This window comes from Nostoc sp., assembly GCF_036917235.1.
Classification (GTDB): domain Bacteria; phylum Cyanobacteriota; class Cyanobacteriia; order Cyanobacteriales; family Nostocaceae; genus Nostoc.
In genome coordinates, this window is record NZ_JBALDU010000047.1 from 43,360 (window position 1) to 59,881 (window position 16,522).

The 16,522-nt window shown below is 41.4% G+C and carries 9 protein-coding genes and 1 pseudogene; 7 read left to right on the forward strand and 3 right to left on the reverse strand.

The features are described 5' to 3' along the window. Nucleotides 1-380: 380 nt before the first annotated feature. A pseudogene (nrdJ, locus tag V7K44_RS33215) lies at nt 381-2,969 on the reverse strand (ribonucleoside-triphosphate reductase, adenosylcobalamin-dependent). Between the two features lie 296 nt (nt 2,970-3,265). Here nrdJ and tilS point away from each other — a divergent pair. Further along, nucleotides 3,266-4,267: a tRNA lysidine(34) synthetase TilS gene (tilS, locus tag V7K44_RS15870; protein WP_334932910.1), complete on the forward strand. Its 1,002-nt coding sequence runs from the start codon at nt 3,266-3,268 to the stop codon at nt 4,265-4,267. 73 nt (nt 4,268-4,340) lie between these two features. Here tilS and V7K44_RS15875 read toward each other — a convergent pair whose 3' ends face one another. After that, nucleotides 4,341-4,751 carry a hypothetical protein gene (locus tag V7K44_RS15875; protein WP_334932911.1) on the reverse strand — a complete coding sequence of 137 codons (411 nt, stop codon included), beginning with the start codon at nt 4,749-4,751 and terminating at the stop codon, nt 4,341-4,343. 898 nt (nt 4,752-5,649) lie between these two features. Here V7K44_RS15875 and V7K44_RS15880 point away from each other — a divergent pair. Next, entirely contained in the window at nt 5,650-5,880 is a 231-nt protein-coding gene (locus tag V7K44_RS15880) for a hypothetical protein (RefSeq protein WP_334932912.1), read from the forward strand. 113 nt (nt 5,881-5,993) lie between these two features. On the opposite strand, the gene hmpF is transcribed toward V7K44_RS15880, so the two are convergent. Further along, complete coding sequence (hmpF, locus tag V7K44_RS15885) at nt 5,994-7,754, reverse strand: pilus motility taxis protein HmpF (protein WP_334932913.1); 1,761 nt, start codon at nt 7,752-7,754, stop codon at nt 5,994-5,996. A 382-nt stretch (nt 7,755-8,136) separates the two neighbouring features. Here hmpF and V7K44_RS15890 point away from each other — a divergent pair, with 382 nt between their 5' ends. From V7K44_RS15890 to V7K44_RS15910, 5 genes are all read left to right on the forward strand, one after another. Then, a complete protein-coding gene (locus tag V7K44_RS15890) occupies nt 8,137-9,315 on the forward strand; it encodes a response regulator (protein WP_334932914.1) in 1,179 nt (392 codons plus the stop codon). A 252-nt stretch (nt 9,316-9,567) separates the two neighbouring features. Then, a complete protein-coding gene (locus V7K44_RS15895) occupies nt 9,568-9,933 on the forward strand; it encodes a response regulator transcription factor (protein ID WP_069073698.1) in 366 nt (121 codons plus the stop codon). A 13-nt stretch (nt 9,934-9,946) separates the two neighbouring features. Then, nucleotides 9,947-10,477, forward strand: a complete 531-nt coding sequence (locus V7K44_RS15900) for a chemotaxis protein CheW (RefSeq protein ID WP_094352320.1) — start codon at nt 9,947-9,949, stop codon at nt 10,475-10,477. A 14-nt stretch (nt 10,478-10,491) separates the two neighbouring features. Continuing rightward, nucleotides 10,492-13,437 carry a methyl-accepting chemotaxis protein gene (locus V7K44_RS15905; RefSeq protein ID WP_334932915.1) on the forward strand — a complete coding sequence of 982 codons (2,946 nt, stop codon included), beginning with the start codon at nt 10,492-10,494 and terminating at the stop codon, nt 13,435-13,437. A gap of 182 nt (nt 13,438-13,619) precedes the next feature. Further along, nucleotides 13,620-16,522, forward strand: a 2,903-nt coding sequence (locus V7K44_RS15910; RefSeq protein ID WP_334932916.1) for an Hpt domain-containing protein, incomplete at its 3' end; no start/stop codon positions are given.

Here is a 16,522-nt window from a genome sequence, read left to right on the forward strand (position 1 = left end):
TCCTGGCACTGCCGTAAAAAATTATTACTTCTTAATTGATCGTAACGTGTTACGGCATTGGGGATTGGGCATGGGGCACTTCTACTGCCCTTCTCTACGAGACGCTGCGCGAACGACTACGTTCAGGAACCGCGTTCGCGTAGTGTCTCGTAGAGAAGTATTGGGCATTGATTATTCATCTTCTGCTTTACAGTTCCTAGCCCCTAGTCCCCAATACCCAGTCATATCATGTCCGCTAGATTACTTATTAAACCTGAAGAACCCCACCCCGCCAAAGCTATGCTTTGTCTCCCCTCCCCGCAAGCGGGGAGGGGCTGGGGGTGGGGTGCAATGACTGTGAAAATCATAACTAATTATACGGACATGATATTAACTTCACCTTATGAGCTTGGTTGCTGATCGGGAAACATACACTTATCAGAATCACAACCACTAGGGCCAGCCTCTGTCATTTCGCCTAAATCGTAGCGGCTTAGTACTGCACAGAAATCATCTGTTTTGCGCCGTGCTTTCACTTCTTGAGTTAAGCGATCGTAGGTTGATTTATCTATTGGTTCAAATGGCAAACGTGGGAATGATTGCAAATCGTCAAAACGAGCTAAAAGAGCTGCTGAAATATATCCCTCATCATTCTGGATGGTTTCGTAAATGCGCTGTCCCAAAGGCTCGATTTCATCAGAGCGCAGTTCCAAAGTTGCTGATGTGTTGTGAGTCACGTACCAACGTTGAACCTGGAGGACAAAATCAAATTGAGCTAAGACTGAAAACTTAGAAACATCAATTTCATCAGCCCCTGGTAAATCAGCCCAAGTCACAGAAACAGGAATTTCCACTAGCCATTCACTCACCCGTGAATCGAAGGGATCGTTAAGCAAATTACCTTGTTCATCTTTGTCTGATTGAGAAGGAATAACATTGTAGCCATAGTCAATACAAGCTAAGGCTACTGGGTCATTTTTACCGAAGGTGATTCGACGAATAAATCTTTGAGCTTTCGGGGGGTGCCATCCTGAACTAGCATTAGTTAATAAAGCCTTAGTACCACTGGGTTGCACTGTGGTACAGCGATTTGGGCGCTTGAGATTGTGGCGATCGCAATAATCCCAAACTACCCGATGTACAATATCTCTCCAAGAACTTAGATATTTCTCTTCCTCACGCTTGAAAGCTAATCCTTGTGGAGTTGCAGGTCTTCCTGCTTCCCACCAGCGCAGCCAATCAACACCAAAAGCATGGACAAAGAAATCAAATAAACCTGTAAAAGAAACTCCCACAATTGGGTCTAATTCACGGCTGTATTGATAGCGTGGTTCCAAGAATTTGTGATTTAAAAGTGCCGCTACAGATAGCGCCCCAGCAGTGAAAGCCTCTTCTTGTTCTTTGTAGTTATGTGGGTCAATTTGATTAAGGTGAACCTCTGACAAATTACAGTGGAAATTAGAGCCGATGATTTCCAGATTTGTTACCCTAGAGGCTTTTTATCCCCTAGTTCTACTGCTTGATTATTTGCAGTAGCTCCGCGTACATTTTGCAGATGTGACTTCAGATAATAAAAGTGTTTTTCACATCTGCCCCCGCACTCTTGGAGAGATTATATTCTAGACACCAATTTCGGATGTAATCTAGTTTCACTCTCTACGCTGTACGGTGTCAAAGACTTTTTAATTCCTTTGATTACCACGGGATTAGCATCTCAGCCTTCCCCGTTTTTGCGAGGTTTTTAACGTGAGGCAAAATCAATTACCACACGGATTTAGCCCATAGCGAGCTAAACGATGTTCTAACTCATTAGCATCAAGATTTGAATAACGTTCTTCTAACCACTGTTTTGCTGTTCCTTGTTCATAAGCTTGTAAAAACTCAACTTTCAGAGCTTGTGTTGGTAGCAAATCTATGTTCGATCGCGCTACGGCTTCACCAGCCCATTGAATCGCTCCCTCGCCGCTGTAATATTGTTTGCGGACAGCACCAACACATTCTTCTAAGGTCGGCTTGCCGTGAAAAACTCTGGTATGGTTTGCCATCCTGAGTGCATCACGCTCTGGATCGATTCGCCAGTTGCCATTTTCATCTTGCTGCCATAAGTTATCTTTGGCGGTGGCTGCTAAGTCATCGCCAGAATCAAACTGACGCATCCCCGCGCTTCTACGTATATTACCCGCAACAATTGTAACGGCCGCTTGATCGATTAACAGACAGCATTCAACTGAATTTAATTGTCGTCCTACAGCTTTATTCAAAATGGAAGCACAACGCTGATAAAGTCCGGGCAATTTCACAGGATTAGCAACTCCTCCAAAGCCGTTGAGAGTTTCTCCTGCTTTTCGGACATCGCTGATATCAACTAATACTTCAACTTCTGCTGAAAATTGTTCATCAGTAGAGAGTTCTAATAAGGCTTGATATGATTCAACCCAACCTTCACGACTATCTCCAACGTGAATAGTGACGTTATTGCCTTCTATATGAGTTTCAGTATATTCACGTCGCTGTTGGACAGGAGTGCTGCCAATTTCACCTTTTACAGTGACATTCAGTTGATTACGGATGGGGGGCAACTGGTTAATAAATTGTGGTTCTAGGACGGTTCCAGTACCACAGCCCATCATTGCTAAATCCATCATTAATCCGAAGGCACTCCAGTCTTCGAGATTGGTAGAAGTGCAATTATAAGCCCCGGAAAAGTTCTTTGGCTTGGTGATCCAATCTGTACCACCAACCCATAACCAGCGTCCACTGGGCATAGCTTTCAAGTTGCGCTGCATCTTATCCAGTGTGGCAGCTTCTTCTTGAGTTAGCTTTCCCAATTCGACTAAGCCGAGTATAGTGCGATCGCATACCTCATCCCATGTTTCCCTAAGTCCCGCCTTTGTACGGCGGCTATAGGTTCTAAAAAATACGGGATTAGCAGCCGGTGCAGTTTCTGGAAACCTTGCACTCTGGCGTGTTCTTTCGAGATTCTGAACCATATATTAAGTGTCTTGCGTTCTTCTTGCGTGCGGACAGATTATGACTATACGCCAAGTAGTTTGAGTATTAAAGATTGTCAAATTGTCCACTTTACGCTAGCTCTACTCGGCACTAATTACAACAGAAATTTATGATGTATAATGTCCCCTACCCTTGGGTGAGAGATAGATACTAAGTTTTAATTAGCACTATTACTTTTAAGTAAATTATTTCTATCGCCTCATCTTCAAGCTGATGATCGCTACTCAGCACTTGCTCAACGCTCCGCTACCGCTAACAGTACTAAAAAAATAAAATGGTATGGACTCCCCTACATGCAAAAATCCATCGCACCATCCGATCGCGCCACTTATTTGAGCGCAACCAGCGTCTATTAATCGCTGTTTCCGGCGGACAAGATTCTCTGTGTTTAATAAAATTACTTTTAGATTTACAACCCAAATGGGGATGGTATTTAGGTATTGCTCACTGCGATCATCGCTGGCGTTCTGACTCCGAAGCTAATGCTAACCACGTCGAAAATTTAGCTAAAACTTGGGGTATATCCTTTTATTTAGAAACAGCGAACAAACCGATAAATAGTGAAGCTGCTGCACGCGATTGGCGCTATCAAGCTTTAAGTGCGATCGCTCAGGCAAATAATTATCAATATATAGTGGCAGGACACACCGCTAGCGATCGCGCCGAAACTCTCCTCTACAATTTAATTCGTGGTACTGGTGCTGATGGTTTGCAAGCCCTAACTTGGCAACGCCCTCTAACTACAAGCATTGTGTTAGTGCGTCCACTTTTAGAAATTACTCGAATACAAACAGAGCAATTTTGTCAAGAATTTAAATTACCAATTTGGGAAGATTCCACCAATCAAGATTTGCAATATGCCCGCAACCGCATTCGCCAAGAACTCATACCATATTTGCGAGATAATTTCAACCCCCAAGTAGAATCAGCCTTAGCCCAAACAGCAGAACTTTTACAAGCGGAAGTGGAATATTTGGAAAAAGCTGCCCAGGAGTTGCGTGAAAAGGCTATGGAAACGGGGATTGGGCATGAAGAAGATTCTCTTACTCCTCTTCTTTCCTTGAGGTTAAATCGTCGGGTATTACAAAAAGCACCATTGGCGTTGCAACGTCGGGTGATGCGTCAGATATTGCAGCAAATACTAACTGATGCGCCCAGTTTTGAACACATCGAAAAATTAACGGCTTTAATTATAGCGCCCAACCGATCGCAAACCGATCCCTTTCCTGGCGGTGCGATCGCTCAAGTAGAAGGCGACTGGATCTGTTTGAAATAGTTAGGAATATTAGTTCCTGAGTTTCCAAGAATTTAATTGCTAATAGAATATAGAATACCTAAATTAAAAATTATCATTCCACAAGATAAGGTAGCCCTACATCGCGTCCATGAAGTGGATAATCCTGAATAGAGTAATCATTACCTAGTTGGCCAATAACAATCAAACCATCACTGTAACTATGTAACCTTCCATTTGGGTTTAAAAAGTTCAGGGCATCAATAGCAACATTATTAGGTAACTTCATGGCTAATGTGGATTTATCTATAAACATTAATTTAGGTAAGTTTGTATCAAAACTCGCTAAAATTACTCCTAGATGTCTCTTAGCCCAAAAGCCTCTTTTAAGAATTGCTGAGTTGTCTTCTACATACTGTTGCAACTTTACTTCTGTAGAAGTTATTCCTGTCCCTTCATACTCAGGATTCGTACCATATCCCCACAAAGTTTCATCTCTATCACCAAAGGAATTGAATTTAGTCATATTTTTAGCCTACTCTTTTAACATATAAGTACATTATCTTTACCCGATTATCCGCACTTCCAGTGCGGAGAGTGGTTCAAACTTATGCAATAACAAAATGAAAGCCTTTACCAGGGGTAGGAGCAATTCATGAATTGTTACTACAGTTTATATTTTCTACATAAGTCCTATTGGTATATATCCCTCTTTTGTCACTTTCAGGGAGGGCGATCGCTAGAAGCCTCATGAGGCAATCAATACAAGCTATATTATTAGGAAAAAATTGGTCTTGTATTTGTTATTAGGAAAAAATCTGGCGATCGCTTCTTGTACAAAAGCTCTGGAATTCAGAAATGACAAATCTTTTCGGAGAGTGACAGAAGAGGGATATAGGACTCCGATTTCATTTCTGAAAACATACTGAGACTCAAAAGCCCGTTTTATCAGAGTTTGCTCTGAAATCTTGTTCAGAAATCAGATATGAGTCCTATAGATTCTTAGCTTCTTGTATTAGGAATTTGTCCACTTCCTTGACAATACTTGCAAGTATAAGTTCTTCGTCCCTTTGGCATACCAATAGTTTCTTGTTCAAGAACTTCACCTTTACCAAAACAATTAGGACAAGTTACCATTTCGCTTCTTTGAGGATTATTCATGTTACATTGTATACGGTTTTCAAAGCTAACATTTAGATTTCTAGAATGTCAATAAAGAGGTGAAATGAGCAGTGATTCCGAACTTTATTTGTTAATTTATATTAAATATATCCTCACCCATGCGGAATATGATAAGGAAAACTGGAAAAATGACCCTTACTTTTAATCCAGATAAATACAAGTAATTATTAACAGCTTATCTTCCCAAGCTGATAAAAAGTGAAGCTGAAAATGAGCAAGCTTTAAGGATAGTAGAAGATTTAATGCACCGAGAACGCACCCCAGAAGAAGACGAAGTTTATCAGTTATTAATTACTTTAATTGAAAAACTTGAACAAGAATATTATCAGCAAAGCCAGGAAAATAATTCTCTATCTATGTTGCTATTTATTTTAAAAGAATCTGAGAAAAGTAGAGATGATTTAGTATCAGTTTTCGGGGTAGAAGATTTGGTTAATAATATTTTAAATGGACAAGAAAAGATAAATACATAACAAGCGCGTAAGCTGGGAGAGTTTTTTCATATAGAATCTAGTTTATTTATAGAATAATAACTAAGCTTATAGTTCGTACTTGGGCTTTAATCAAGCTAAAGCCCAAGTACTTATTAAGACGCTAGTAATACTGGCTGAGGCATTAAACTTTGGAGAGTATGACGCAACTGAGCGATCGCTTGGACTTGATAATCACCAGTTTCCTGGAATTGATCCAAAGACTCTGCAATTCCTTGCAGCTTCTGCCGTAATCCATCTAGAGAATCCTGAATTGGTTGCAGTGCTTCTTGATAAACATTCACTCGACCAGATAATTCAGCAGTTGTTCTTCGTAGGGATAGCAAATTTTCCTCGATCGCTTTCAGTTCTTGGCGCTTTTCATCTAGATCGTGAGTTTGATTGTCAATCATTCCCTGATTTAGCTCAACACCAGAACGAATCTGCTCAATCTCACGTTCCAGCTTTTGGATTTCCTGTGAATATTGTTGTCGCTGGGTTTCAATTTGTAGCAGAATCGGTTCTAAATTAATTTTGTTGTTACTTTCTTCTTCAGCAACAGTATGTCCTTGGCGTCGCAGCATTACAGCTTTGTGTTGCTTGAGAAACTTCTGGTGCTGTAGCATATTGCGGCGTTGTCCCACTAAACTGGAATTTAGCATCTGATAAAGGTCTTTTTCATCAGTTAATTCTAGTTCCAAATTAATATGGTCATTGTCAGATGCTTGATTTAATTTAGTTTGGAGTTCTTCTATAGCTTCTTGTTTATATTTCAGTTCTTGTTCTTGATCGTGAACAAAGCTAGCATCGATTTCTAACTTATGCTGCAAGTCTTGCACTATCTTTTGTAGTTCTTCTAAAGGCATTTTATCCAAAGCCTCCAAATCAGCTTGCTTGCCGAGAACTACATCACCAGATGTTGCAGCTAAAGAGTGAATCTGTTGATATAACTCTTCGGCGTTTCGTAACTGCTCTTTGACGATCCGAGCATACTCTTGCTTACTGGTAAGGTCTGCTGTATTTATTTGTAATTGCGCTCTTTGCTGAACTAAAGAATTTTGTGCTTCTTGCAATGCATTTTGGCGATCGCTAAAGGTTTGTGACAAACGCTCAACTTCTTCTTGCTGTTGTGCGATCGCAATTTTTTCCTCCTCCAGTTTTTGCCAGTGCGGGGTAAGAGTCGCTTGCTGCTTTTCGACCAATTCAAAGGCTAGATGCAAGTGTTCTCTGACTGTTTCCGTCGGAACAACACGACTAGACAAGCGATCGAGTAACTCACTCATTACTCGACTTTGCTCCTCATCCAAAACCGTCCCTTGTTGAAAATCCGCTTGGCGTTCTTCCAGGCGACGCTGCTCACCCCGCAAATGCTCCCAAGCGCCTTCCAACTCTTGGCGGTTGCGCTCAATTTCTCCTTGTAATCGTTCAATTTCCTGGCGGGAGGTGTCAACTTCCTGTTTTTGCTCCTCCAGGTGTTGTACCTCATCTTCCAATTGTTGCAACTGTTCCGAGCGTACCTCCATGTCCATTTCACGCCGATTCAACTCTTGCGCCTGAAATGTTAGTGACTGTTTCCATTGATCGATCTCATCTTCCTTGAGCTTAAATTTCTCCAACTGGCGGGAAAAATTTTGCAAAATGTTGACGAGTGGACGCCCTGCTTCTTGAATCCGCTGCACTTGACGATTCGGATTCAGTTCAACCAATACCAAAGCGCCATCATTTAATTTGCTTGCGTCCTCAGCGGCAATCACCTCTTCCGACACAGTACTCCAATTCTGGTCAGTTCGCTGACAAGCTAGCAGTTTTAGTTCGGTTTTGCCACCGCCACTGAGTAAACCACCTTTCTGTTTTTGTACTTCTGCTAAATACAGCACACCGTTTGTCCTTTATTGATGCACTTAAAGTTCGTGTTTTGAGATATACCTTAAATAATTCTGTTAACTTGTCTCCCTGAACCAAGGTTTAGGAAAACAAGACAGACAAAACTATAGACGCAAGATGTTACGTCTTGATACTTATAGAAGCGATCTGATCGCGCCTTTATATTTTGTACTGATGACAGTGATGATGACTTCCGTGTTAACACTAGCTTTGTCAAAGTGTATTACGAAAGATGAAGGTTTATAGTTTAATGTATTCCCTAATGACAATCAGAACAAAGTAAAAATCTTTTCAATACTCCATAATCAATACTAAAGAAGAAGTCATAATTCACGATTCAGAATTCAGCAATACTAAGGAGTACTTTTTAGCTAAATGCAGGGAAATTTAAATGAAATTGATATTTGCAGTATCCTGCAATTGATTGAATTGGGACAGCGAACAGGGCAACTATGGGTAGAAGCTTATAGCTCTCACCATAACAACAAACTGGGTGGAGATGGAGCAAACATTGATCGCCCTAAACAACAGTCTTGGTTCGTCTTTTTCGTGAATGGTCAAATTATTTATTGCCAAGAAGGCGAGAGTAGTTTATCCAGAATTAGCGATTATTTACGTCATTATCGAGTTGAGATGCGACTCACTGACAAACAAATTGCCTCCCTAACACCAACCGACGCGCCAGAGTATGCCTATCTTTGGGCACTCTTGGAGCGGAATATCATCAACCCAAAGATAGCTGGTAGTATCATTTACGGTTTGGTGCATGAAACTCTCTTTGATTTGCTGAGTTTACGCCAAGGTAACTTCATTTTCCATCAGGGTGCAGCACTTGCCCCGCAATTAAACACTTATGAGATTGCTCCATTGGTGACAAAAATCACTAAGCAGCTGCAACAGTGGAAGCAACTCTATCCACACATTCAGTCTCCAGAACAATTGCCAGTGCTATCTGACAAAGTTCAGCTACAATCTTCTTTACCAGAAGCAACCGTGAATAAGCTACAACATTGGGCTGATGGTAAAACATCCTTGCGACAACTAGCTCGCCATCTCAACCGAGACATTTTGACAGTCGCTAAGGCAATATATCCTTATGTGCAACAAAGTTGGCTACAACTAGTATATTCAGAGACTAATTACCCAAGTACACACACGGATAACTGGGAATTGAAGGAAAAACCGAGGGGGCGGATAATATGTATTGACGATGCGATCGCCATCGGTGAGACTATAAATTCCATCCTACAACCACAAGGTTATGAAGCGATCGCTCTCACCAATCCCTTAGAAGCACTGAGTCAGGTTTTTCAACTCAAACCGGATTTAATTTTATGCGACATTGCCATGTCGGAATTAGAAGGGTACGAGGTTTGCGCCATGCTGCGACATTCAACAGCATTTCGGCTGACACCGATTATCATGCTTACTGGGAAAGATGGGTTTATGGATCGAGTCAAAGCTAGGATGGTCGGGGCAACAGATTATTTGACAAAGCCGTTTACAGATACGGAGTTACTTATGCTTGTAGAAAAATATCTCAACAACCAATGAAAATTGGGCATAGGGCATTAATTATTTTTCCCTCATCTCTCTCACCTATGAGGCATATAAAGAGATCAAAGATTTGTTGATCTACTAAAAGATGAGTTAAAAGATGTTATCACAGAGTCAGTTAACTGAGTGAAACGTCAATCTCCGGGAAAATAGTGAAGGCATAAAATTAATTTATACAGTTAATACTTGCGGAGGAATCAGGGAATGTTCCAATTAGGAACGTCTAAATCAGGAGGTAAATAGACAATTATGAGCACAGTTTTGATTGTGGAAGACAGTATAGCGCAAAGGGAGATGATTACAGACCTCCTGAAAGCAACTGGCCTAACAGTTACCCATGCTAGTGATGGATTAGAAGCATTAGAGGCAATTCAAATAGCACCTCCAGATTTAGTGGTATTAGATATTGTCATGCCTCGAATGAACGGCTACGAAGTTTGTCGGCGGTTAAAATCCGATCCAAAAACCCAAAATGTCCCAGTGGTTATGTGTTCTTCTAAAGGCGAAGAATTCGATCGCTATTGGGGTATGAAGCAGGGTGCAGACGCTTACATAGCCAAACCGTTTCAACCAACCGAGTTGGTAGGAACAGTCAAACAACTGCTGCGAGGATAAGGATAAAAACAACATGGTCAGCAAACCGGACTTTTTAAGTGGCAGCGGTCAAGACCACTTTCGACCAGAATTACAAGTAGAAAGTCCTGAAGGTGAGTTACATTTGAGGTTTTACATTCCCTCGCATCAGGAGTTTGCACTACAAGCAACTGGCATCCGAGAGGTAATTGAACTAAGTCCTGATAGAATCACCCCGATTCCTAATGCTTCTCCTTTACTTTTGGGTACTCTAAATTTACGAGGTCGAGTTATTTGGGTGGCCGACTTGGGTCAATTTCTGGGGGAAGCAGGTGCATTAAACACGGATAGAGCTGAAATTTCGGTGATTGCCATTGAAGAGCAAGACACAATAGTGGGTTTAGCAGTAGAGGAAATCGGTGGTATGGACTGGTTGGATGTCCAGAATCTGATGCCACCAACTAGTGTTCCAGATACGATGGCTCCCTTTTTACGTGGAGAGTGGTCATTAGGTGCTAAAAATAATCAGTGTCTACGACTGCTCGATCAAATGGCAATTGTACGAAGTGCTAGGTGGGCAGGATGAAATTGGAGGAGGAAATGGCAGCAAGTATTGATAATTACGAGCCAACATATCAACAGGCGATGACCGCCTATGTTCAAAGAAATTATGAGGTTGCGGCCACTTTAGTTGACCAAGTGGTGCAAAGTTTACCAGATGACCCCAATACCCATTTGTTGAGGGGTCACATCTACTATGTTTTACAGCACTATGATGTAGCAAAAGAAGAATATCAACAGGTGTTAGGCTTGACTAACGATCGAGAAATTATTGGTTTTGCCAAGAATGGAATTGACAATATCAATCAATATTTAGAGTCATTTAGTGGGCAGATCGATCCATCAGAAAGTCAAGAGGAAATAAACTCTTCAGAGATATCCGATCCACTGGCATATAGGGAATCAGAATTAGAAGATTTAAGCGCTAATCAGGAGTTTGACAGCGATAATCTTGATTTGAACTTTTTTGGAGAGCATCAAGAAAGTATGAATGGCATTGAAGATACATCTTCAAAAAGTCCATTCGATCTGCCCACAGAAGATAGTATTGGAACAGAAAAAAGATCAGATTCTTCTATAGCTTTTGGTGATGATCCTTTTGCCATGAATGAAGAGTCACAAGAGCAAGAGTCAAATAAAAACTGGGAGGAGAACACAGAATTAGAGTTGCCTGCTTTTTGGCAGGAAAGTATCTCAGAAGATATTTCCGAAGAATCATTAGCAAATAGTCAATTCTCAGATGATGGGATAAATTCTCCTTACGTAAATTCAAATATTGACAATACTAACTCTTCATCTTCTAATTTACAAACTGGTAATAACGAGAATAATTTCCCTGATTTGTTGAGTGAGGCAAACTCTCCATCTCAGAGTATGGGAAATTTAGAATATAAAAAATCTAGTTTTGGAGACGAAACTTTACTGATTGTTTCAGAAGAACTAAGCAATGATTCGCCAATAACAAATAACTTGGAAAACGGCAGTCAAAATAACTTGTCTGAAACCGAATCCCATAGTTGGCTAACACCAAAGCAAGTAGAGGTACAATCAGCTTTTCAGCCGAATTTACCTGATAAGACATCATCTTTTAATAGTAATTTACCTCAGAAGGAAAAACAGTTTAAATCAGGTGAATTCATCGGGAAAAATAGCTTCGATGACGATGAAAATTTTGATATGGAAGCATTTGAGTCTGCCTTTGGCTCAGAGGGTTTAAACTCTTATGAAGACTCAAGCAATATACTGAATGGAGAAAATTCTAAGAGCAATATCGAGTTTTTAGATGACTTTGAGGAATTTGATGATTTAGGCAATATTCCAGGGTTTGACCTGATCGAAGGAGATTCTAACTTCAGTAATGCAGCAATCCATTCTGCTCCAGTAGAAATTAGTGATACTGGACGCGTTCAAAGCGCGGAGGCTTTTTTAAGTAATGCAGCTGCTAGCGATCGCGAAGAGGAACTGTTCTCAATGACTGGTTCCCATGAAGCCGTTCCAGTCTTTAGCCAAACAGATGTCTCAAAACTAGAACCCAACGTCAGCATCGAGCAAGGATGGTTAGCACCATTAGAAAATGCCTCCATCGAACGGAAACAATGGCTAATTGCTGGAAGTGTGGGCATTGTCTCAGCGCTGGTTGTAGCCACAGTTAGCTTTGTCGCCACCACATTTTCGCCACCCCAACAACGAGAATCAGTACGAAACACCGGTTGGGCAATGTCACTAGCCGCTGGGATTGCAGGTTTTGCTACCGCAGGCTTCATGGGGAATCTGGCGCTTAAACAAATTCGGCGTACAACTGATGACCTGCAAGCTCAGTTTGAGGCTGTACGTCAAGGAAATCTGAATGCTCAAGCTACAGTATATTCCGAAGATGAATTGGGGCATTTATCCACTGGCTTTAATGAAATGGCGCGGGTAATTTTCACAACCACAAGTGAAGCCCAACGCAAAGCCGATGAACAAGAGGAAGCCAAAGAAAACCTGCAACGTCAGGTAATTCGTTTGTTGGATGATGTGGAAGGAGCTGCTAGAGGCGATTTAACAGTCCAAGCGGAAGTGACAGCTGACGTACTGGGAGCCGTAGCTGACGCCTTTAACCTAACAATTCAAAACCTGCGGGATATTGTCCAACAGGTAAAAGTGGCGGCGAAGGATGTAACAAAAGGTGCAACCAACTCTGAAACCTTTGCCAGAGCCTTATCTAGTGATGCTTTGCGGCAAGCAGAAGAGTTGGCAGTAACGCTGAATTCTGTACAGGTGATGACCGACTCGATTCAGCGGGTAGCAGAGGCGGCGCGGGAAGCCGAAACCGTTGCTCGTGATGCTAGTATGATCGCCTTGAAAGGTGGCGAAGCAGTAGAAAATACCGTAGCAGGGATTTTAGAAATTCGAGAAACCGTTGCCGAAACCACTCGCAAAGTGAAGCGGTTGGCGGAATCTTCCCAAGAAATTTCTAAAATTGTGGCGTTGATTTCTCAAATTGCTTCGAGAACAAACTTGTTAGCACTCAATGCTAGTATTGAGGCGGCAAGAGCGGGAGAAGCGGGACGCGGGTTTGCGATCGTTGCAGATGAAGTGCGCCAGCTAGCAGATAAATCTGCTAAATCCCTCAAGGAAATTGAACAAATTGTGATGCAAATCCAAAGCGAAACAGGCTCAGTAATGACCGCGATGGAAGAAGGCACACAACAAGTAATTAAAGGGACAAAATTGGCAGAAGATGCCAAGCGATCGCTCGAAAACATTATTCAAGTGGCAAATCGCATCGATATTCTTGTGCGCTCCATTACCAGCGACACTGTGGAACAAACGGAAACCTCCCGCGCCGTTGCTCATGTAATGCAATCAGTAGAACTGACCGCCCAAGAAACTTCCCAAGAAGCACAGCGAGTTTCAGGTGCCCTACAACACTTAGTAGGTGTATCCCGTGACTTGATCGCCTCCGTTGAACGTTTCCGAGTGGAAACTATGGAAACCAGGTAACAAAGTTAGGAGTTAGGAGTGAGGAGTTAGAAATAAAAATCACAACTCACATCTCACAACTCGTAACTTGGAAAAAAGTTAGGAGTAAGGGGTAAGGAGTTAGAAATAAAAATCACAACTCACATCTTATAACTCATAACTCATAATTCATAACTCATAACTCATAACTCATAACTTTTGCTATGCTGCCGGAACAACAACAGCGGATTTTGGGTTACTTTATCGAAGAAGCCAGGGATCACCTGAATACCATTGAGCAGGGCTTGCTGAATTTAGAGGGTACTCTAAACGACCCGGAAATGATCAGTGAGGTCTTCCGGGCGGCTCACTCCATCAAAGGAGGAGCGGCGATGCTTGGATTGACTAGCATCCAGCATACCTCCCACCGTCTGGAAGATTGTTTCAAAATTCTCAAAGATAATCCGGTTCAGATTGACCAAAAGTTAGAGTCTTTATTTCTTGGTGTCTCTGATACCCTAAAATCGCTGTTAGAGCATTTGAGTGGGCCTTATGGTCTTTCTGAAGATGCAGCTAATACTTTGATGTCAGAAACTGAGCCAGTCTTTCAATGGCTATATCAGCATCTGGAACTACTTGTAGAACAAGCGAAGAGTGGAGTAGCCAGCACTTATGACGCAACAGAACTCACAACCTCTATAGAGAATGTCTCCACACTTACAGAAATTTTCATGCGGCGAGATATTCCCGATCTGGCAGAAGACACCCATCAGGAATCTCCAGACTCAGTAGCACCCCAGGCGCTAGACGCTCGCGGACTCGCTAACGCTACGCTATCGTCAGTCACCGCTAAAGAAAATAATAACTGGAGTGAGTTTCAAGCCCAAGTGCTACAAACACTGCGGGAAATGTTGCAATTATTTAAGCAAACTACAACACCTTCAACTCGGCAAAACCTCCAGCAATGCTGTCACCAGTTAGTCAAACTTGGTGAAACTTGGAATTTGTCCAAATGGTGTGGTTTGTGTCAAGCAGCAGCCAGTGCGATCGCAAATCCCGAAAATACTTATCTGACTTTAGCTAAAATTGTCATTACCGAAATCAAACAAGCTCAAGAATTAGTTCTCCAAGGTAGAGAAGCCGAAATTGCAATTAGTCAGCAACTAGAAGCACTTTTAAGCTTTGCAGAAATTGAGTTATTAGAAATTACCCCTGATTTATTTGAAGAACAATCTCCGGTTTTGACAGAATCAGAGTCAATTCTATCTGGTGACACCAAGGCGTTAGCCCAGACAACAGAAGAACATAGCTACGCCAACGTCTTTGACGAAAGCTCCTCCCCTCAGTTACAAGGAATACCACTAAACGAAAGTAGAAACACTAGTCTTACTTTCACCACACATGACGAAGCACACCCAATCAGTAACAATCTCGATCCGAATGGCCCAGAGGTAGGAATAGCTGAGTTAAATACCCTTGCCGATTTATTTGACGGTGAGACTCCCGAACTAGATGAAAGCTGGCATCAAGAAGAAACCTTAGATATTGTTACTACCGATGACTTTGGAATTGATTTGAGCAGCACTGAGGCTGAAGACGCTCATAACGATTTATCTGACTTACTCTCCTTTAATGAAGATATAAGCAACGCACTACACCCAACAACCACAGCTACAACAGAAGATTTATCCCTGTTATTTGGCGACCATTTCCTAGAAAAAGATAATTCAGAACCGCAAAATCAACAAACATCTGCTACGCCTTTAGAGTTGAGCGATATTAACGAATTTGATATAAATTTAGACTCATCTTCTTCCGAATTACAAGAATTTATTGATATTTCTAGTGATACAAACCAGACTACTAGCGAGATTGTCCAAAATAGTGTAGTCGAAGATTTGTTGACACTGGAGTTAGATGATGATGAACTATTGCCAACAGGCGAAGTTACTCAACTAGAAACTGAGCCATTCGCCAGTGTGGAACTATCTACCAACCAACAAAACAATTTTGATAACTTATTCTTAGAAACTAAAAATGCAAATTGGGTAGAAGAAATTACCCCTAGTGACTACATAGAATTACCCCAGCCAACAGACTTGTCTTTGGACAACCTGTTTGCTGAAATGGAAGAACAGCCACAACTATCCACAAGTGAAGCAGAAATCAGTGATTTATTTGATACACCTCCAGTAACAGAACCTGAGTTTTCTCAATCAGAAAACGATCTGAGCAACTTCTGGAACCAGGAAACCACAGAGGAAAAAGACCAATTCGATTCCTTAATTGAGCAGAATGTGGAAAGGGCGTTAGATGAAAGTTTGTTTACTACGGCGGCTGATGACATTTTTGCTGATAATCAGCAGTCCATACCTTCTCCTATAGCCAATTTTGATATAGAAGAAGATTTTGATATTAATTTCCAGCAGCAAGAACAGCTAGATTTAATATCATCAGATTCTGGAGATAATTTATTTGATGAATTAACATCAAGTAGCTCAACTATTTATCCTATAATCAACGATACCTCCACGCCTGAAACGCCTTTGTTTGCGCAGCATCCTGGGGAAGAAATTCTCAGACCGCAACAACCAGAATCTTTAGATTTTGTTCCAGAATTTACTAATGGAAGCCCAGATATATTTGCTGTCGATCTGGAAGTTAATTCATTAGGCTTTTTTGAGGAGAATCCACAACTGCTGTTTGAAGATGTCGCTACAAATGAATTGACGTATATTCAAATGGAAACCACAGAGAATACTGTGGATGAACTATCATCAGAAACCGTCAGTTTTGAGGAAAATTCAGATTCAGCATTATCCGAAGCACAGTTAGGTGACTTGTTCGACTCTGAGGATGTCGCGACAAATGAATTGACCTATATTCAGATGGACACCACAGAGAATATTGTAGATCAACTATCAGAAACCGTCAGTTTTGAGGAAAATTCAGATTCAGCATCAGCCGAAGTACAACCAAGTGATTTATTCGGCTCTTTCGATGAAAATCCACAACTACTGTTTGAAGATGTTGCTACAAATGAATTGACGTATATTCAAATGGAAACCACAGAGAATACTGTGGATGAACTATCATCAGAAACCGTCAGTTTTGAGGAAAATTCAGA